This window comes from bacterium (assembly GCA_024224155.1).
Classification (GTDB): Bacteria; Acidobacteriota; Thermoanaerobaculia; order Multivoradales; family JAHEKO01; genus CALZIK01.
In genome coordinates this window covers 116,106-134,389 of sequence record JAAENP010000095.1, presented here as the reverse complement: position 1 = coordinate 134,389, position 18,284 = coordinate 116,106, and the positions used below count along the sequence as shown (strand labels likewise).

Sequence of the window (18,284 nt, the reverse complement as noted above, 5' to 3'; positions counted from 1 at the left end):
AAGAGAATCTGATGGCCGGAAAGCTCAAGCAACGGCGGCGAATTCTGGGCTCGGACCAGATGCGCAAGGTGGTCCGGCGGATGGCGGGTGAGATTCTCGAGCTCAACGGTGAGACGAACGAGCTCCTGCTGGTCGGCATACGCACGCGCGGAGTGCCGCTGGCCAAGGCTCTGGCGGCGGAAATCGAGACTATGGAGGGTTTCAAGGTGCCCATCGGTGTGCTCGATATCACCCTGTATCGTGATGACCTTTCGACGGTCGCCTCCCAGCCGATCGTAAAGGGCACTCACTTCCCGACAACGTTGACCAACAGCCATCTTGTCCTTTGCGATGACGTGCTCTACACGGGACGCACCGTCCGTGCCGCTCTCGACCACCTGGTCGACTACGGCAGGCCTCGTAGGGTGCAGCTTGCGGTGCTCATCGACCGGGGCCATCGCGAGCTGCCGATCCAGGCGGACGTGGTCGGCAAGAAGGTCCCCACGGCCGCTAACGAGCTGGTGGAAGTCCGTTTCGACGACACCGACGGCGAACAGCACGTGTCGATCATGGAGCTGGTGGAAACCGAATGAGTGCCGTCAGTTGGGAACGCAAAGATCTGCTGACCATTGCCGATCTTTCTCCCGACGAAATCGAGCTGATTCTCGATACCGCCGAGTCCTTCCGCGAGATCGCCCACCGGCCGATCAAGAAGGTGCCGACGTTGCGCGGTCGCACGGTGGTGAATCTCTTCTTCGAGCCATCGACTCGGACGCGATCGAGTTTCGAGATTGCCGAGAAGAGGCTCTCGGCCGACTCGATTAACTTTTCGTCGTCGAGCTCGGGGCTGGTCAAAGGCGAGAGCCTTGTCGACACGGGGCGCAACCTCGAAGCGATGGCACCGGACATGATCGTGATTCGCCACGGTCATCCCGGTGTGCCTCGAATGCTTGCCGACAGGATCGGCGCGGCGGTGATCAACGCCGGTGACGGAGCCCACGAGCATCCCACCCAAGCCCTGCTGGACGCCTACACGATTCGTGAGGCAAAGGGGCGGCTGGCGGGTCTCAAGGTGGCGATTGTGGGCGACATACAGCACAGCCGGGTAGTGCGCTCGAACATTCATTTGCTGACCAAGATGGGCTCTGATGTCACGGTGGCGGGGCCTCGGACGATGATGCCGGTGGATGTCGACAGACTCGGTGTCAGGGTGGTTTACGACCTCGAGGAGGCAATTCAAGGGGCCGACGTGGTCATGATGCTGCGGGTACAGCTCGAGCGGCAGACCAGAAGCCTGTTTCCGTCGGCGCGGGAGTACTTCATGCTCTTCGGTTTGACCCGAGAACGGGTCAAGGCGGCCAAGCGTGGCGCGATCATTCTTCATCCCGGCCCGATGAACCGAGGCATCGAGATCGCCAGTGACGTTGCCGACGGCCCCTACTCGGTCATCCTGGATCAGGTAGCCAACGGCGTGGCCGTTCGAATGGCCGTTCTCTACCTGCTCTCGGGCGTTCACCGGGAGAGCCCATGAAGCTCTTGATACGCGGTGGCCGTGTCGTGGATCCGAGCCAGGACCTTGATGAAACCGTCGACCTGGTCGTCGAGGAAGGCTTCGTGGCGCAAGTGGGCGGCGGCCGGGCGCGCGCCGGCAGAAACGCCGAGGTATTCGACGCCAGCGGTCTGGTGGTGACGCCGGGCCTGATCGACATGCATGTCCACTTGCGCGAACCGGGGCACGAGTACAAGGAGACCATCGGCTCCGGCATGGCGGCGGCCGCCGCCGGAGGTTTCACCGCGGTGGCGTGCATGGCCAACACCGATCCGGTGAACGACAGCCGTTCGGTAACCGAGCACATGGTCGCCGAAGCGGCCCGTCACGACACGGCACGCGTCTATCCGATCGGTGCCGTCAGCAAAGGGCTGAAGGGCGAGGAGCTGGCCGAACTCGGAGAGATGGCGGAAGCCGGCATTGTCGCACTGTCGGACGACGGTCGGCCGGTGGAGAGCTCGGAGTTGATGCGGCGGGCGCTCGAGTACTCCCAGCATTTCGGCCTCGTGGTCATACAGCACGCCGAGGACCTCGACCTGGGAGCGGGGGGCGTGATGCATGAAGGCGAGTTCTCGACCCGCGCGGGCTTGCCCGGTCTACCCGGGGCCGCCGAGGACGTCATGGTCGCGCGCGATCTGATACTGCTCGAGGATTTCGGTGGCCACAACGGGCGCTACCACGTGGCCCACCTGTCGACCGCTCGCAGCCTCGATCTGGTTCGGGAGGCGAAATCCCGGGGGCTCCGAGTGACCTGCGAGGTGACCCCGCATCACCTTCTCCTGACCGACGGCGAGGTCTGGTCGAGCCATTTGTCGACCGATACCAAGATGAAGCCGCCTCTGCGTTCGGAGCGAGATCGAATCTCGCTTCTCGAGGGACTCGCTGACGGCTCGATCGACGTCATCGCCAGCGACCACGCTCCGCACCATGCGGATGAGAAGGACGTTCAGTTCTCGTGCGCCCCTTTCGGCATCGTGGGCTTGGAGAGCACGGTCAGTCTGTGCCTGGACCGGTTGGTGCGACCCGGAACGATTTCGCTGTCGCGGATGATCGAGTTACTTTCCTGCAATCCCGCCGAGATCCTGGGAGTGCCCGGCGGGACGCTGAAGGAAGGGGCTCTTGCGGACATCACCGTGATGTCGTTGACCTCCCGGACGACGATCAACCCAAAACGCTTTCGGAGCAAGGGCAAGAACACTCCCTTCGACGGCTGGAAACTGCGCGGGCGGGCAGTGAACACGTTCTTGGCCGGACGGCAGGTCGGCGGCTAGTCGGGGACCGCGCGGACGGCGCCGCGATTTGAAATAATGCCGTCGTGGCTGGAGCCGGGGATCGACTTGAAACAGCCCGTGAGGCGGCGCGTACCGGTGGCCGGATTCTGCGGGAGACCTTTCGGCAGGGGAACCTGGAGATCGAGCGCAAGGCGGCGCACGATTTCGTGACCTCGGCCGATCGGGCGAGCGAAGAGGCGATTCTCGATCTGTTGAAACGCGAGTACCCCGGGGATCAGGTGCTGAGTGAAGAAGAGGGACTGGTGGGGGCGCCCTCCGACTACCAGTGGATCATCGATCCCCTGGACGGGACCACCAACTTCCTCCGAGGCCTGGCCGCCTATGGCGTCTCTGTGGCCTGCCGTCGAGCCGGAGAGGTGGTTCTGGGAGTGGTTTTCGATCCCGTCAACGACCGGCTCTACTGCGCCGAACGCGGGGCCGGAGCCGAGTGCAACGGTCGCCGGATCGAGGTATCTCGACGAGAGGGCCTGGATGGCGCGTTTCTGGCGACCGGCTTTCCCTTCAAGGCCCGGGAGGGACTCGATCTCTACCTGGAGATCTTTCGCCGGGTCTTCCTCGACGCCAGCGCCATCCGCCGCTGCGGAGCCGCCGTGCTGGATCTGGCACATACCGCCGCTGGGGTCTACGACGGCTTCTTCGAGTTCCGATTGTCGGCCTGGGACCTGGCCGCAGGGGCGCTATTGATCGAGGAGGCCGGCGGCCGGGTCAGCGATCTCGACGGCGGAGGCCGCTATCTGGAAACCGGCAATCTGATAGCCGGCTCTGCGGGCGTGCATGCCGAGTTGTTCAAGAGAATAGCTGCTCTGGCCAGTGAGGCTGAGCTAGACTCCCTTGTGCCGCACTCTACGCCCGCCGACGGGGGAGCGTGCTAGGGTCAGTTCAGCCACCCGCAAGGAATCCACCGTTGAGCAAATCGCGCGCGCCCTTTCTGGAGATCCAGTTTCATCCCGGCGACATCCGGTCGAAGGTTCGCTATTTCTTCTTCTCGCGCAAGCAGGTGCGGCTCACCGCGGCCGGTGCTCTGTTTACGCTGTTGTTCGGTCTCTTCAACTTGTTCATCTTGCCGGGTGTGGTGCGCGATCTGCTGAGCCGGAGCACTTACCAGTCGGCGGTGCTGGAGCGCTCGCGGCAGGGAGAGCGCTTGCAGGCCTCGATTGCCCGCCTGGGGCGGCTCAATGGCGACAGTGAAGCGCTGCATCTGCGGATGAGCCGGATCTACCTGGCCTACGGACTCCAGGGGGATGAATCTCTGGGGCAGGGCGGTTTCCCGTTTCAGGGTCCGCCGGTGCCGGATTCGATCTACGCCGGAGCGGTCACCCGAGCCGGCCAGCTCGAAGCGGAGATCCGGGAGCAGCTCCAGGTTCTCGATACCTTCATTTCCGAAGTCCAGAGCTTCGAGAGCGCCCATGGGGGCCAAGTCCGGACCACGCCGTCGGTCTCGCCTCTCAAGTCCGAGGACTTCGTGCTGACCAGCCCGTTCGGGACGCGGCGCAGCCCCTTCACCAAGAAGATCGACTTCCACCCCGGTATTGACATGGCGGCGCCGGTCGGGACGCCCATCTACGCGCCGGCCGATGCGGTCGTGGTCTTCGCCGGCCGCTATCCGCTGAAGCAGAGCGTCTCGTGGTGGCGCTACGGCAACCTGGTGGCGCTTCGCAACGGCGAGGGTTTCATCACGCTGTTCGGTCACTGCGACGAGATCGGGGTGCGTAATGGCCAAAGGGTGGAGCAGGGGACCGTCATCGCGACAGTGGGCAATACCGGTTGGAGCACAAGCCCTCATCTCCACTATGAGGTCAGGCATCGCGACGGAGACGAGGGCTTTCGGCCCGTGGATCCGAGAATCTACATCCTCGATCACCAGTGGCGAGACGAGGAACAGCTGCTGGTCAGGGCGCGCAGGGCTCCCGACCAGCGCGCTTTCGAGCCCCTTCCGAGAATCATCGGCCGGTAGCCGCCGAGTGCCAAGGAGGTCGATTTGAGCACGCCCTACGCCGAAAAAGCGCCGACAATGATCATCCCATCCGGGACGGACATCCATGTGGACGTCCACGGGCAACTGTCCATCCGCACTCCGGGAAACCTCGTCATTCAGGACTCGGGCAGCTTCGCGACTCTCCAATCCGTGAACGGTTCGATTCGTATCGAGTCGGATGCTCAGGTCGAAGCAGTCACTGTTCAGTGCGCGGAGACCTGTTACGTCGAAGGCAGCCTCACGGCCTGGCGGGTCAAGGCGCAGTCGATCAACTCGAGGAAGCGGCGAAGGCCAACATCGTCTTCCAGGAGGCCGACCGGCTCGAGGTAGGCCAGAATGCGCGGTTGGTTGGCAACTTCAGCACCGAGAAGGAGCTCTTTCTTCTGTTCTCGCGCTTTGCCAACGAGCTTCGGTCGTTGCCCCTCTTCGCCGAGAGGAAGAAAGTGCCGGGAGGAGCGGAAACGGCGGACGATCAGAGCCCCGAACGGCTGCTGGCCGACGTCGCCAGCGTCGCCACCGAGGTCATCGAGTCCACGCCCGTCGGCGAAGAAGTTGTAGCGGAATCGGCGAGCAGGGATGGGGTCGAAAGCAGTTCACGGGGCACGTTCGAAGCGAGCGCGGCACCGCCGGAGTCCGAGGGCGGTTTTGGCCCGAAGTCCGATGACCCTCTTCCGGATCCGTTGTTCTACTCGCTCGTGATTCTGGAGCGTGAGTACACTCGGCCGTCCTACGGGCCGACGGCGCAACGAGCCATCGAGGAAATCGTCAAGCTGCTTCGCGATCGGGATCTCGAGACCCTGGGGCTGACGTACAGGACGCTGTTCGGCAGAATCGTCGAGCCGGGGCGGGATGTCGAGCGAGTCTACGAGTTGCTGGGCCGGCACTTCGAGGGCGAGGATTCCGGGGGACACAATACGTAATAGTCCCCAACGAAAACGGCGTCGAGCAGTCGTTTCGAGAGGGAAAAGACAGGGACTATTAGGTATTGTGTCCCCCCGGCCAGCGCCGCTGCTGGTCGCGGCTGGCTTCGAAGTGACGCAGGAGTTCCTGCAGCGAGTCGCCGCCGAACTTCTCCAACGCGGCGTCGGCGAGGACGAGCGCCATCATGGCTTCGGCGATCACGCCGGCCGCCGGAAGAGCCGTCACGTCTGAGCGCTCGTACTGCGATTGATGGGGCTCGAGGCTGTCGAGATCGACCGAGGGCAAGCCCTTGCGAAGAGTCGAGATTGGCTTCTTGTAGGCGGTGACGATCACATCCTCGCCATTTGTGACTCCGCCTTCCAGACCTCCGGCGCGGTTCGTCGGCCGTTGCCAACCGCTTTCGGCCGAATAGCCGATGGCGTCGTGGGCGGCGCTGCCGAGACCCGAGCTGGCAGCGATCGCAGCGCCTATCTCGATGGCCTTGACGGCCGGAACGGACATCAGGGCGCGGGCCAGGCGGCCATCGAGCTTGTCGTCCCAGTGTACGTAGGAGCCGAGGCCGGCCGGGACGTTGTGGGCGATCACGGTGACCGCTCCACCGAGGGTATCGCCGTTCTTCTTGGCCTCGTCGACGAGCTCGACCATGCGGTCTTCGAGATCGCGGTGAATCGCTCGCAACGGCGAACCGTCGTCGACCTGCTCGAGCTCGGTCCAACCGGGCGGCGGCCGGTCGGCCCCGATCGGGCCGAGGGAACGGACTCCGCTGCGAATCTCGACGCCCAGCTGGCCGAGGAGAAGCTTGGCGAGAGCGCCGGCGGCTACCCTGGCGGCGCTTTCCCGGGCCGAGGCGCGTTCGAGCACGTCTCTCAAATCGCGCCGCAGGTACTTCAGACCCCCGGCGAGATCGGCGTGCCCCGGTCGGGGTGACCTGAGACGCCGCTTCTCGGCCCGAACCGGATCGACCGCGTGGGCGTCCATGACGGCGCTCCAGTTCTCGAAGTCCCGATTCTCGATCCAGAACGCGACCGGAGAGCCCAACGTCTGGCCATTGCGGACACCGCCTCGGATGATCGCGTCGTCCTGCTCGATCTGCATCCGATGGCCGCGACCGTAGCCGTGCATCCGGCGGCGCATGTCGAGCGCGATCTTCTCCTCGATTACCGGAAGCCCGGCCGGCAGTCCCGAGAGCACCGCGGTGAGCCCCGGGCCATGACTCTCACCCGCCGTGGTCAAGCGTAGTTTCTTCATCTCTGCTCAGGCTATCAGCGGTCAGGCGACGAGAAGACTCGCGAACGGTGCGGCCAATCGATCGGGAACCCGGCAGGGTTTGCCACTGGCGACCTCGAACCAGACGTGCTCGGTGGTTCCGCGCGCCAGCAGTTCGTCGTGCACGTGAACCTCGTAGCCGAATCGCAGACCGCGGCTGGCGAGACGTTCGAGGCGGCACGTGGTGACCACTTCATCGGGATACCGGGCCGACTTTCGATAGTCGATCGAGAGTTTCGTGACCAGGAGCAAGTAACCGGAAGCCTCGATCTGGGCATAGGAAAATCCCGTGTGCCGGCAGAGGCGGGTCCGAGCCAGCTCGAACCAGACCGGGAATACGGCATGGTGAACGACACCCATCTGGTCGGTTTCGGCGTAGCGCACCTCCACCGTGACGGAAGCGGATCGGGGGCTGGGAGACGTTGACATCGGGGCTTCGATCTTTAGGCGCTGCGACTGTAGCGCATGACGGTGATCAAGATCTTGTAGCCGGCGAGCACCGTGCCGCGCAGTGTACCGGTGATCTTCGAGGCGCCGATTCGCCGGCGATAGCTCACCGGAACTTCAGCTACCGTGAGCCCCTGCCTCAAGGCCTTGACCTGCATCTCTGCCGTCCAGCCGAAGTCCGGGTCTCGCATCTCGAGGGACTCGAGGGCCTTCCAGGTGATGGCTCGGAACGGTCCCAGATCCGTATAGCGGTGGCCGTATAGCCAGCGGATCAGCGAGCACGCGACCCAGTTGCCGACACGCGCCTGCGGCAGAAGGGCTCCGCGCTCGCGATTGCCCAGGACCCGTGAGCCGATGACCATGTGAGCCCCGTGGCTCCGAATCGGCCCGATCAGGCGGGGCAGCTCATCCGGGTGATCCGAGTAGTCGCCGTCGAGAAAGACAACGGTCTCGGGGGGTCGATTGGCCTTCAGGTAGGCCAGCCCTTTCAGGCACGCGCTGCCGTAGCCCGGTCGGGCCTCGCTGACCACGATCGCTCCGCCTGTGCGAGCGATCTCGGCCGTGCGGTCGGTCGAGGCGTTGTCCACGACCACGATTCGGTCGACCGCGTCTCTGGGAATGGCAGCGAGGACCAGCGGCAGCGATTCCTCTTCGTTGAAGGCGGGAATGACGACGTCGACACGCATGAGTACGAGGTATGAAACGGTATCCGGAAGGTTGGCACAAGAAGCCGATCCCTGTCCCCCTTTTTCAACCTTTCTGGCCTGTTTCGATCAGGCCCTGCTAGACTTCCGCGTCCGATTTGACCGGCCTCACCTCTCCTTACGCCCGACATGCCTATTGTTCCGTACCGTGGAGTTGAGCCGCGGATCGAGTCCGGGGTCTTCGTAGCCCCGACCGCCTGGTTAGTTGGTGATGTGGTCGCGGGCCCGGATTGCTCCTTCTGGTTCAATTCGGCGGCGCGCGGCGATGTCCACAAGATCCGAATCGGGGCTCGCACGAACGTCCAGGACGGAGCTGTTCTCCACGTCAGCCACCGGACCCACGATCTCGAGATCGGCGACGGCGTGGTGATCGGACACGCCGCGGTGCTTCACGGCTGTTTCGTTGCCGACGGAGCGCTGGTTGGCATCGGTGCGCGCGTGCTTGACGGCGCCAAGGTCGGTGCCGGCGCTCAGATCGGTGCCGGCGCTCTGGTCTCACCCGGGACCCGCATCCCTCCCGGTACTCTGGCGCTGGGAATGCCGGCGAAGCCAGTGCGGGATCTCCGTCCCGAGGAGACGCGGAACATACGCGTCATCGTCGATCGCTACGTCGATCTCAAGGAACGGTATCGCCAGGAGAGTTGGACCTGATGCCGAACGTCAAGGGCACTCGGGACCTTCTGCCGCCCGAGAGCGGCGTTTGGGCGCGCGTCGAGGAGATCGCCCGGTGGGTCTTTTCGCTCTATGGCTATGGCGAGATTCGCACTCCGGTTCTGGAGCACACCGAGCTCTTCGTGCGCAGCGTTGGAGAGTCCACCGACATCGTCGGCAAGGAGATGTACTCCTTCGAGGACCGCAAGGGCAGGAGCTTGACCCTCCGACCCGAGAGCACGGCCGCGGTTGCCAGGTCGTTCGTCGATCACCGGCTCGGTGAGCTGCCGTTGCCGGTGAAGCTGTTCTACATCGGATCCCACTTTCGCTACGAGCGCCCTCAGAAAGGGCGGTATCGAGAGTTCCATCAGATCGGCGCCGAGTTGTTGGGTGATCCGGGACCGGCCTCGGATGCCGAGCTCATCGAGATGCTGGTTGGCTTTCTCAAAGAGCTGGGTTTCGAGGATCTGACCGTTCTGGTGCATACGGTGGGCGATCAGTCCTCTCGCGAGGCCTATCGGCAAGCCCTGGTCAAGTTCTTCGAGCCGCTGAAGGAGCAGCTGAGCTCGGAAAGTCTGGAGCGCCTCGAGCGCAATCCGCTGAGGATCCTCGACACCAAGGACCCCTCCGAGCGAGCGCTTCTCGTCGAGGCTCCCAGGCTGGAGGACTCGCTCTCCGCCGAAAGCCGTGAGCACTTTGACGGGCTGCTTTCCGCGCTCGGTAGTCTGGGAGTCGAGTACCGGGTCGATCCGGGCCTGGTGAGAGGGCTGGACTACTACACTCTGACAGTGTTCGAAATCGTCTCGAAGAGCCTCGGAGCCCAGAACGCGATCGTCGGCGGCGGCCGTTACGATCGGCTGCTTGCCGACCTGGGGGGACCGGATCTGCCGGCCATCGGTTTTGCTATTGGCCAGGACCGGTTGATCGAGTCGTTGCCGGCTTCGTTTCGCAAGAAATGCGCACGGGACCCGGCGGTGCACCTGATTGCCATCGATCCCGTGCCGAAGCTTGCCGCCATGGAGCTCGGTGAAGAGCTGCGCTCCAACGGTGTCGCGGCGGTGGTCGATTTCGGCGGCGGCCGGATGAAGGCGGCGCTCAAGCGCGCCCATCGTTCGGGCGCCCGCTACGTCCTCCTATTGGGAGAGGACGAGGTGGAACGAGGCGGCGTGACCTGCCGAGACCTGAGCGCCGGCGAGCAGAGTTTCGTACCTCGATCCGAGATCGCGGCGCTCTTGGGCAACTGGCAAGGGGGAAAAGAGTGAAACGTTCAGCCTCAGGGACACTGCGGGCCGAGGATGCGGGCACGCGCGTCAAGCTCCAAGGCTGGATCCACAGGAGGAGAGACCTGGGAGGCCTCACCTTTCTGCAGCTCCGAGACCGGTCGGGTGTGGTTCAGATCGTGGTGCGTCCGGAGGACCATCCGGAGTCGGCCGAGATCCTCGACCCCGTGCGTCTGGAGTGGGTTGTCGAGGTCGAAGGTGTCGTGGCCGAGCGTGATCCCGAGGCCGTCAACCCGGACATGGAAACCGGAGAGGTGGAGGTGGTGTGCGATCGCGCCGAGGTGTTGGCAAAAGCCGAGCCGTTGCCTTTCCTGCCGGACACTCCGGTCGAGGAAGTCGCCGAGGAAACCCGCCTCAGATACCGCTACCTCGACCTTCGCCGCACCGACCTCCAGCGCAACCTGATACTGCGTGACCGAATCACTCTCGAGATCCTCAACTACTTCCACGAGAATGGCTTCATTCATCTCGAGACGCCGATTCTGACACGATCGACGCCCGAGGGCGCGCGCGACTATCTGGTGCCGAGCCGAGTTCGCCGGGGCGCTTTCTACGCCCTGCCGCAGTCGCCGCAGATCTTCAAGCAGATTCTGATGGTCTCGGGCTTCGAGCGCTACGTCCAGATCGCCCGCTGTTTCCGGGACGAGGACCTGCGGGCGGACCGCCAGCCCGAGTTCACTCAGGTCGACGTCGAGATGTCGTTCCCCACCGAAGAGGACATCTTTGCCGTGATCGAGGGGCTGTTCGAACGGATTTTCCCGATGGTGGGGATCGCGGTGGCGCCGCCGTTCCCGCGCTTGACCTACGAGCAAGCCATGTTGCGCTACGGCAACGACAAACCGGACCTTCGGCTCGAGATCGAGATCGCCGATCTCTCGGAGGGACTCGCCAACAGCGACTTCCGGGCCTTTAAACGGACGATCGCCGCCGGCGGTGTGGTCCGGGGCTTCGCCGTTCCGGGCGGTGCCTCGGCGACCCGCAAACAGGTCGACGGCTGGGTCGAAACCGCTCGCGCCAGGGGAGCCGCCGGGGTCCTGACGCTGCGCAAGCGAGACGGCGAGCTGCAGTTTCAGGTCAAGAACGTGCTCAGCGAAACCGAGCTCGAGAGGATTGCCTCCGCAGTGGGGCTGAAGGACGGGGGCATCGCGGTTCTGGTGGCGGCGCCGGCCCCGGTGGCGGCGGCTGCATTGGGAGAGCTACGTCTCCAACTCGGCGACGAGTTCGATCTCGTCGAACCCGATGCGAATCGTTTTCTGTGGGTGACCGAGTTTCCCTTGGTGGAACGTGAATCCGATGAAGGTCGTTGGAACTCCTGCAATCACCCGTTCACGGCGCCCGATCCAGAGGATCTTCATCTACTCGATACGGATCCCGGGGCGGTGCGAGCCCGTGCCTATGACGTCGTTCTCAATGGTGTCGAGCTCGGCGGAGGTTCGATCAGAATCCACGACTCGGAGCTTCAGGAGCGTGTGTTCGGCTTGCTGGGGCTGAGCCCGGATGAAGCCAAGGACCGTTTCGGATTCCTGCTCGAGGCCCTTCGATTCGGTGCACCGCCTCACGGCGGGATCGCCCTCGGACTCGATCGAATCGTGATGCTGATGACCGGCGCGGCGTCGCTGCGCGATGTCATCGCCTTTCCCAAAACAACCTCGGCGACCTCGCTGATGACCGCGGCTCCGGCTCCGGTCGATTCGGAGCAGCTCGCGGAGCTCGGCATCGCCGTGATCGGCGGGGCCGCGGGCGACGACAGCTCCGAAGAAGGCTAGACCGATTCGGCGCGCCGGTGAGGAAGTCGGGCTAGAGGTCGAGCTTAGATGACGGAGGCGCCCCAACACCTCGACCTCGTTCATCGGGGCGGCTCGACCCGCATCTGGCTCGGCGCGGGCGCTCTGGCGAACGCCGCCTCGGAGGTTTCTCCATGGCTGGCTGGCCGGAGGCTTTTCGTGATCAGCTCGGCGCGGGTGCGCCGACTCCACCGAGATTCGCTACGGAATCTGGTGGCCGATGCGGTCGATGTCGTAGAGCTCGAGGTTGCAGACGGAGAGAGCGCCAAGAGCCTGACGACCGTAGAGCGGTTGACTCGCGAGATGCTGGTGGGGGGAGGAAAGCGAGACAGCCGGGCGATCACGCTGGGCGGAGGAACGGTCGGAGACGTCGGAGGATTCGCCGCCGGTTGTTTCCTCCGCGGTATCGAGTACGTCCAGATTCCCACGACCCTGCTTGGGCAAGCGGACGCGGCGATCGGCGGCAAGACGGGTGTCAACTTGCCCGAGGCCAAGAACTCGGTAGGTCTCTTCCACCAGCCGCGCTGGGTGATCTGCGACCCGAGTCACTTGAGCACGCTACCGGCTGAAGAGACACGCCAGGCGATCTTCGAGATCGTAAAAGCGGCGATCCTGGCCGACGAGTCGCTGTTCGAGCTGATCGAGTCGAACCTAGACGGTCTGCTTTCGGGGGATGCCGATCTTCTGGCTCGTGCGGTTCGGAGCGCCGTCGAGGTCAAGGTCGAGGTGGTCGCTGCCGACGAGCGCGAGGGTGACCAAAGACGGCTGCTCAATCTGGGACACACCTTGGGGCATGCACTCGAGACGGTGGTCGGGCACGGCAAGCTCAGGCACGGCGATGCGGTCGGGCACGGGCTGATGTTTGCGGTGGCCCTCGCCGAGCAGAGAGACCTGGCGCCCGAGGATGCAAGGCGGATTCGAGTGCTGCTCGATAGACTGGAATTGCCAGAGCTTCCCGACTTGACGCCCGCCTCGGTCTTGGAGGCGATGCAACGGGATAAGAAGGCGCGCGAATCGGGACTCGGCTGGGTGCTGCCCCTCGGAATCGGCTGTGCCGAAGTGGTGGTGATCCCGATGGCTTCCGTGGAACGTCAACTTGCGTCGTTTCTCGGGGGTTCCTAGAATAGATGCAGCGGTGGTAGCCGCTTCGGGATCCAGTTCAGTTTGTTGGTCTCGCTGTGGGCGTGGACCATCTATCAGGCCCTGATGAAGAACTTTCTGTCAAGACTCCCGCTCAGGCACCTGGTGCTTTTGACGCTCTTGCTGTCGGGCATCGTGCCGTTGGCGGTGAGCAGCCTGCTTCTCGTTCGCCAGAATCGCGACATTCTCGAAACCCAGGAGAAGAGCTATCTCACGCGCTCGGCGCAGTTCCTCTCGGTCGAGCTCTCGGGTTCCCTGGCCACGGCTCGGGATCAACTGCGGCAGCTCGGCGAGACCATGATGTCGCTGCCGGCGGAAGGTGGCATCGATGGCCAGTTGGCCTCACCGTGGTTGCAGCAGCGGGTGGCCGCATTCCTGGAGGCGCATCCGAGTTTTCTGGTCATGCGGCTCTTGAATCAAGCCGGCTCCGGACCGCAGTTTGCGGCGGCGCCGGTTTCGGCGGAAGGGCTGGAGGCACTTCAAGGAGCTTTTCGTGACCTTTCCGATTCCGACCGCCTGGCCTACCGGTTCGTTACCGATCCCGGCTCGGGTCGACCGGCGGCCGTGGTCGCTCTGGCACTTGGTCCTGAACGGGATCTCGTCCTCGAAGGGGTCGTCGAGGTGGGCTCGCTGGCCGCATTCTTCGAGGAGCAGGCGCAGGGTGATGTCGGTGTGTTCTTGATCGACCGAGTTGGTCGGGTCCTCTGGTCGGAGGGCTCCACCGAGGAGGTGGATCGGGCCATCGCGAACGCCGACCTGGTTCGTGACTTCGTCAACGTGCCGCTGAATCTGACCGCCGAGTACCCGCTCGAGATCGGCGGCAAGGAACACGAGATGCTGGGGCGGGTCAGCCCGGTCGCCGAGCCCGGCTGGGGAGTGGTGGTTCAGAAGCCCGCGGCGACCGCCTTCGGTGCGGCACGACAGATGGTGTTTCAGACCGCTCTCTCGACGGCAGTCTTGATCGTTTTGGCGTCCATCCTGGCGGCGTGGGTCTCGCGCAGGATCAGCCGGCCTATTCAGGAGCTGACCGAGACCAGCCACGAGATCGCGACCGGCAATTTCGGCAAACGGGTCGAGGTCGCCGGCGTCGGCTCCGAGATTCAGCAGCTCGGACGCGATTTCAATCAGATGAGCGAGCACGTGCAGGGGTATGTCGAGCGCCTTCAGAAGGCGGCACAGGCCAACCGCGAGCTCTTCATCGGATCAATGCGCGCCTTTGTCGCCGCGATCGACGCCAAGGACCCGTACACCCGCGGCCACTCGGAACGGGTTGCGGCTCACAGCCGAACGATTGCCAAGCGCCTCGGTCTGGATTCCGACATGCAGCATCGGGTGTGGGTGGGGGCGCTGCTACACGATGTCGGCAAGATCGGGATCGAGGATCGGATCCTCAAGAAGGGGGGCGTTCTCACCGACGACGAGTACGAGCAGATGAAGCTCCACCCGGTTATCGGCGCCGAGATCATGAGGCGAATCGAACAGCTGCGCGAGATGATCCCGGCCATCAGATGGCATCACGAAGCCTGGAACGGGGCCGGTTATCCCGATGGGTTGCTGGCCGACAAGATTCCCCTGATGGCGAGGATTATCGGCATTGCGGACACGTTCGACGCCATCACTACGAATCGGCCGTATCAAAGGGCCTATGAAACGGAGTTCGCGGTCAAGCGAATCACCGAGCTCGCCGGACAACGCTTCGACGCCAAAGTGGTGAGCGCATTCCTCCAGGCCTACAAGGCCGGTGAGGTTCAGGTCCGGAAGATCACGGCCGAAGTTCCACAGGCACCGGCCGAGGCCCTGGCTGTCGGTGGCTAGCCCAGTCTGCCCACGAAGCTGCTCCAGCGAATGCCGTTCAACTATGTTCTAGCGGACCTTCTCGCACGGGTGCCCGGGGCCGTCGCGGTCGCGTTTCTCGACGATTCCGGCGAGACCATTGAGGTGGCCACCACGGACTACTCACCCGAGGAGCTCAAGATCTTCGGCGCCTACTTCGGTATCAGCCTGCGCCAGGCGAGGACCCTGCTTGAGCCGACGGAGCTCGGAGATCCCGACCTGATCCATCTTCGGCAAGGGGACGTGAACGTCCATGCGGTGTGCCTGCCCGACGAGTATTACCTCGTGCTCTTGCAGTCGTCTCCGGCATCGACCGGCGTGGCTCGTCGCTATCTGAAAAGCGCGGTCGCCGACCTCGAGCGCGAGCTGTTCAGCTAGCTCGGCGTCTCACCGGGGAGGTTTCCTACTATGGTCGCGGAGAAGAGCTCGGGTCTGTGGAGCAAGCTCAAGCGCGGGCTCCTCATGACCCACACCGAGATGTTCGATCGGTTGGAGGCCGCCGTTCAGGACCGTGCGGTCATCGACGGCACCACGCTCGAGATGCTCGAGGAAGCGCTGATCGCCGCCGACGTGGGAGTCGAGACCTCGCTCGAGCTGGTCGCGAACGTGCGCCAGGACGCGCGGCGGTTCGAGGGCGGGGATCTCCTGAAGCTCAAAGAGCGGTTGACCGATCACCTTTCCGTTCTACTTCTCGACGCCCCCCAGCCTCCGGCGGTGCCCGATGGACCGCTGGTGACCCTGCTGGTCGGTGTCAACGGCGTCGGCAAGACGACCTCCGCCGCGAAGCTCGCCTACCACGCGCAAGAGCGCGGACGGAGAGTTCTGCTGGTAGCCGCGGACACCTTTCGCGCCGCCGCCATCGAGCAGCTTGCAGTATGGTCCGAGCGCCTGGGTATTGACGTCGTCAAGCAAGCATCGGGTGCGGATCCGGCAGCCGTGGTTTTCGATTCACTACAAGCGGCCAAAGCCCGCCAGGTGGACGAGATCATTATCGATACGGCCGGCCGCCTCCACACCAAAGACCACTTGATGGCGGAGCTGGCGAAGATCAAGCGCGTGATCGACCGCGAGGCTCCCGACTGGAATCGCCGGACGGTGCTCGTGCTCGACGCAACCACGGGCCAGAACGCGGTGGTTCAGGCCCGCGAGTTCGTGGACGCCGCCGAGGCCACGGGCGTCCTGCTGGCCAAGCTCGATGGTACGGCCAAGGGTGGGGTGGTGGTGGCGATCGCGCGCGAGCTCCGCCTTCCCGTCCTTTATCTCGGAGTGGGAGAAGGCGCGGCGGACCTGGTCGAGTTTGTTCCGCGTCGGTTCGCGGAGGCGCTGATCGGCTGATTCAACGTCACCCCACGGTAGACTCGACTCGTGTCGAATGTCCGATTCGAGGAGCAGTTTCCCGAGCCGCTGCGTTGCTGGATCGTGCACGCGCCCAGGCGTTGGCCAGGCCCGGGTGGGTGGTGGCTCGACCTTGCCCGCGAGGAGCTGGTCAACAACGCCGTCGAGACCGGAGAGTCGACGGCCGCCCTCGAGGGACCGGTGGATCTGGCCGATCTCGTCGACGTAGCCTATTTGCCACCGGTCGGCGCGGTCCTCAATTGGTGGCGCCAGGAGCTGCGCGAGCGGTTGGTCGAGGCCGGTGCCGACCCGATTGTTCAGTTCCTGCCTGGCGAGGAGATCGAGGCCGGAGGGGGGGTCCCGGTCCTGGATCTGACGCCCGCGCTCCTGCCGCCGAAGCTCGCTGCGCTCGACTCGGTTCCAGCCGGGATTCACTGCTGCTGGCCTTTGATTCCAGGGCTGACCTCGGATGAGAAGATCTGCCGGAAGGGGCTCGAGCGACTCGCCGGCGCCGGCGTTTCGGGGGTTCAAGCGACGGTCCCGAACCTGTCGTCGGCAGACCGGCGCAAGTTGGGCGACCTGACCAACCGGCGCGGCTACCAGGATCTTTTTCACGGCGCGCCGCCGGATGTTTGCCAGTTCTCGCGCTGGGCGAACGAGGCCGGCCTGGCCGCGTTCCTGGAGAGGCCGGTTTGCGGCCGCTCGGGGCGCGCGCTCAAGAACCGAAATATCGCGACCCGTCTCCATTTGATCGCCGAGCTGATTCAGAGGACTCGTGGCTCGGTCGACGAGAGTCTCTCGTTCTATCGAGCGGCACGATGGACCGATCGGGAGGCGCTCGACATCGAGGATCTAGTCCGGTCCGGCAATCTCGGACTGGTGCGGGAGGTGACCGCCGAGAGCGGCCGCGAGATCGAGTTGTTCGTCAATCGCCGGGAGTCGCTCCGACTCGCGAAGCTCGAGCTCGAGTACCTGGGCCCCGGGGCCGGGGTGGAGCCGTCTTGAGCGGCGCGGTCGTCGATCTGCGTTCCGACACGGTCACCCGTCCCGACGACGAGATGCGCCGGGCGATGTCCGTCGCCGAGGTGGGCGACGACGTTTTCGGCGAGGACCCGACGGTGATTCGCCTGGAGGAGGCGGCGGCTCGCGTGAGTGGAAACGAGGCGAGCCTTTTCGTGCCGTCGGGGACGATGGCCAACGAGATCGCCCTCCACGTACATGCTGCCCGAGGTAGTGAGGTGATCTGCGAGGCCGAGAGCCATGTTTTTCACTTTGAGCGCGGCGGAATGGCGGTGCTCTCCGGATTGATGCCGAGACCGCTGGTGGGGAAGCGAGGGCTGCTGAGCGCCGAACAGGTCGAGGCGGCGATCGCTCCTGACGCGGTCTATCGCGCACCGACGGGTCTGGTCTCGCTCGAGAACGCGGCGATGAGCGCCGGCGGCCTCGCCGGGGGCGCCGAGCCGCAGCAGGAGGTCGTCGAGGTCTGCCGCCGGCGGGGAATCCCGGTTCATCTGGACGGTGGCCGCGTGTTCAATGCTGCCGCCGCCTTGGGGGTTGAGGTCGCGACGTTGACCCACTTCTTCGACTCGGCGATGTTCTCGCTGTCCAAGGGCCTCGGTGCTCCGGCCGGTTCGATGCTTTGCGGCTCGCGAGAGTTCGTGGAAGCCGCTCGCGGCGTCCGTAAGCTCTTCGGCGGTGGTATGCGGCAGGTAGGAATTCTCGCCGCGGCCGGGCTGGTCGCGCTCGAGCGCGGAGCGGCCAGTCTCGTGGAAGACCACGTTCGGGCTCGGCGCCTGGCCGAGTCCCTGGCCCAGATGCCGGGAGTCGGGATCGATCCGCGCCTCGTCGAGACCAATATCGTGATCGTCGAAGTCGAGGGAAAGGGCGACGCGGCGGGGCGCTTGGTTGCCGCGCTCTCCGATCGTGGAGTCCTGACGGTGGCCCTGGATTGGGCGCGGGTTCGATTCGTAACCCATCGCGACGTCGGGAGCGAAGCCATGGGCACAGCGATCGATCGCATCGCGAACGCGCTGCGAAGCTAGAGCCTCGACGGCGGCCCCTGGCCGGCTGCTCTGCCGAGCGGCGCCGAAGCGCGAACCTGGCGGCGCGCGGCCTTTCCGCCCGAGCC

General features: G+C 64.6%; 17 protein-coding genes. 14 read left to right on the top strand and 3 right to left on the bottom strand.

Annotation, left to right across the window (positions count from 1 at the left end; all coding sequences use genetic code 11):
- Positions 1-11: 11 nt before the first annotated feature.
- From pyrR to GY769_05630, 6 genes are all read left to right on the top strand, one after another.
- The gene (gene pyrR, locus GY769_05655; protein MCP4201405.1) at positions 12-572 is read left to right on the top strand and encodes a bifunctional pyr operon transcriptional regulator/uracil phosphoribosyltransferase PyrR; all 561 of its coding nucleotides are present in this window, start codon (positions 12-14) and stop codon (positions 570-572) included.
- Positions 569-1,510: an aspartate carbamoyltransferase catalytic subunit gene (locus GY769_05650; protein ID MCP4201404.1), complete on the top strand. Its 942-nt coding sequence runs from the start codon at positions 569-571 to the stop codon at positions 1,508-1,510. The genes pyrR and GY769_05650 overlap by 4 nt, the downstream gene beginning before the upstream one ends.
- A complete protein-coding gene (locus tag GY769_05645) occupies positions 1,507-2,799 on the top strand; it encodes a dihydroorotase (protein ID MCP4201403.1) in 1,293 nt (430 codons plus the stop codon). The genes GY769_05650 and GY769_05645 overlap by 4 nt, the downstream gene beginning before the upstream one ends.
- Before the next feature lie 44 nt (positions 2,800-2,843).
- Positions 2,844-3,692 carry an inositol monophosphatase gene (locus GY769_05640; protein MCP4201402.1) on the top strand — a complete coding sequence of 283 codons (849 nt, stop codon included), beginning with the start codon at positions 2,844-2,846 and terminating at the stop codon, positions 3,690-3,692.
- Between the two features lie 32 nt (positions 3,693-3,724).
- Positions 3,725-4,774, top strand: a complete 1,050-nt coding sequence (locus GY769_05635; GenBank protein ID MCP4201401.1) for a M23 family metallopeptidase — start codon at positions 3,725-3,727, stop codon at positions 4,772-4,774.
- A 227-nt stretch (positions 4,775-5,001) separates the two neighbouring features.
- Complete coding sequence (locus tag GY769_05630) at positions 5,002-5,715, top strand: hypothetical protein (GenBank protein ID MCP4201400.1); 714 nt, start codon at positions 5,002-5,004, stop codon at positions 5,713-5,715.
- Between the two features lie 58 nt (positions 5,716-5,773).
- On the opposite strand, the gene aroC is transcribed toward GY769_05630, so the two are convergent.
- From aroC to GY769_05615, 3 genes are read right to left on the bottom strand one after another with little or no spacing between them, the layout of a single operon-like run.
- Positions 5,774-6,964, bottom strand: coding sequence for a chorismate synthase (aroC, locus tag GY769_05625; protein ID MCP4201399.1), 1,191 nt, complete (start codon positions 6,962-6,964; stop codon positions 5,774-5,776).
- Between the two features lie 21 nt (positions 6,965-6,985).
- Complete coding sequence (locus tag GY769_05620; protein ID MCP4201398.1) at positions 6,986-7,411, bottom strand: acyl-CoA thioesterase; 426 nt, start codon at positions 7,409-7,411, stop codon at positions 6,986-6,988.
- 14 nt (positions 7,412-7,425) lie between these two features.
- The gene (locus GY769_05615) at positions 7,426-8,115 is read right to left on the bottom strand and encodes a glycosyltransferase family 2 protein (protein MCP4201397.1); all 690 of its coding nucleotides are present in this window, start codon (positions 8,113-8,115) and stop codon (positions 7,426-7,428) included.
- 147 nt (positions 8,116-8,262) lie between these two features.
- Here GY769_05615 and GY769_05610 point away from each other — a divergent pair, with 147 nt between their 5' ends.
- The 8 genes from GY769_05610 (at position 8,263) to GY769_05575 (ending at position 18,198) form a co-directional block, all read left to right on the top strand.
- Positions 8,263-8,784: a gamma carbonic anhydrase family protein gene (locus tag GY769_05610; GenBank protein ID MCP4201396.1), complete on the top strand. Its 522-nt coding sequence runs from the start codon at positions 8,263-8,265 to the stop codon at positions 8,782-8,784.
- Entirely contained in the window at positions 8,784-10,046 is a 1,263-nt protein-coding gene (locus GY769_05605; protein ID MCP4201395.1) for a histidine--tRNA ligase, read from the top strand. Before GY769_05610 ends, GY769_05605 begins: the two co-directional genes overlap by 1 nt.
- On the top strand, positions 10,025-11,830 hold the full coding sequence (aspS, locus tag GY769_05600) for an aspartate--tRNA ligase (protein ID MCP4201394.1): 1,806 nt from the start codon (positions 10,025-10,027) through the stop codon (positions 11,828-11,830). Before GY769_05605 ends, aspS begins: the two co-directional genes overlap by 22 nt.
- Positions 11,831-11,878: 48 nt before the next feature.
- On the top strand, positions 11,879-12,970 hold the full coding sequence (locus GY769_05595) for a 3-dehydroquinate synthase (protein ID MCP4201393.1): 1,092 nt from the start codon (positions 11,879-11,881) through the stop codon (positions 12,968-12,970).
- An 84-nt stretch (positions 12,971-13,054) separates the two neighbouring features.
- Positions 13,055-14,803 (top strand): HD domain-containing protein, encoded by a 1,749-nt coding sequence (locus GY769_05590; protein ID MCP4201392.1) that lies wholly within the window; start codon positions 13,055-13,057, stop codon positions 14,801-14,803.
- Positions 14,804-14,833: 30 nt separating this feature from the next.
- Complete coding sequence (locus GY769_05585) at positions 14,834-15,199, top strand: hypothetical protein (GenBank protein ID MCP4201391.1); 366 nt, start codon at positions 14,834-14,836, stop codon at positions 15,197-15,199.
- A 30-nt stretch (positions 15,200-15,229) separates the two neighbouring features.
- Positions 15,230-16,156 carry a signal recognition particle-docking protein FtsY gene (gene ftsY / locus GY769_05580; GenBank protein ID MCP4201390.1) on the top strand — a complete coding sequence of 309 codons (927 nt, stop codon included), beginning with the start codon at positions 15,230-15,232 and terminating at the stop codon, positions 16,154-16,156.
- A gap of 818 nt (positions 16,157-16,974) precedes the next feature.
- Positions 16,975-18,198 carry a low specificity L-threonine aldolase gene (locus GY769_05575; GenBank protein MCP4201389.1) on the top strand — a complete coding sequence of 408 codons (1,224 nt, stop codon included), beginning with the start codon at positions 16,975-16,977 and terminating at the stop codon, positions 18,196-18,198.
- The last annotated feature ends 86 nt before the right edge of the window (positions 18,199-18,284 follow it).

Bases quoted from the DNA above. Each gene is read 5' to 3' on its own strand.
- aroC (MCP4201399.1), bottom strand. From the start codon at position 6,964: ATGAAGAAACTACGCTTGACCACGGCGGGTGAGAGTCATGGCCCGGGG.
- GY769_05620 (MCP4201398.1), bottom strand. From the start codon at position 7,411: ATGTCAACGTCTCCCAGCCCCCGATCCGCTTCCGTCACGGTGGAGGTG.
- GY769_05590 (MCP4201392.1), top strand. From the start codon at position 13,055: ATGAAGAACTTTCTGTCAAGACTCCCGCTCAGGCACCTGGTGCTTTTG.
- GY769_05645 (MCP4201403.1), top strand. From the start codon at position 1,507: ATGAAGCTCTTGATACGCGGTGGCCGTGTCGTGGATCCGAGCCAGGAC.
- GY769_05575 (MCP4201389.1), top strand. From the start codon at position 16,975: ATGGACCGATCGGGAGGCGCTCGACATCGAGGATCTAGTCCGGTCCGG.
- GY769_05605 (MCP4201395.1), top strand. From the start codon at position 8,784: ATGCCGAACGTCAAGGGCACTCGGGACCTTCTGCCGCCCGAGAGCGGC.
- GY769_05650 (MCP4201404.1), top strand. From the start codon at position 569: ATGAGTGCCGTCAGTTGGGAACGCAAAGATCTGCTGACCATTGCCGAT.
- pyrR (MCP4201405.1), top strand. From the start codon at position 12: ATGGCCGGAAAGCTCAAGCAACGGCGGCGAATTCTGGGCTCGGACCAG.
- GY769_05615 (MCP4201397.1), bottom strand. From the start codon at position 8,115: ATGCGTGTCGACGTCGTCATTCCCGCCTTCAACGAAGAGGAATCGCTG.
- ftsY (MCP4201390.1), top strand. From the start codon at position 15,230: ATGGTCGCGGAGAAGAGCTCGGGTCTGTGGAGCAAGCTCAAGCGCGGG.
- GY769_05585 (MCP4201391.1), top strand. From the start codon at position 14,834: ATGCCGTTCAACTATGTTCTAGCGGACCTTCTCGCACGGGTGCCCGGG.
- GY769_05610 (MCP4201396.1), top strand. From the start codon at position 8,263: ATGCCTATTGTTCCGTACCGTGGAGTTGAGCCGCGGATCGAGTCCGGG.
- GY769_05595 (MCP4201393.1), top strand. From the start codon at position 11,879: ATGACGGAGGCGCCCCAACACCTCGACCTCGTTCATCGGGGCGGCTCG.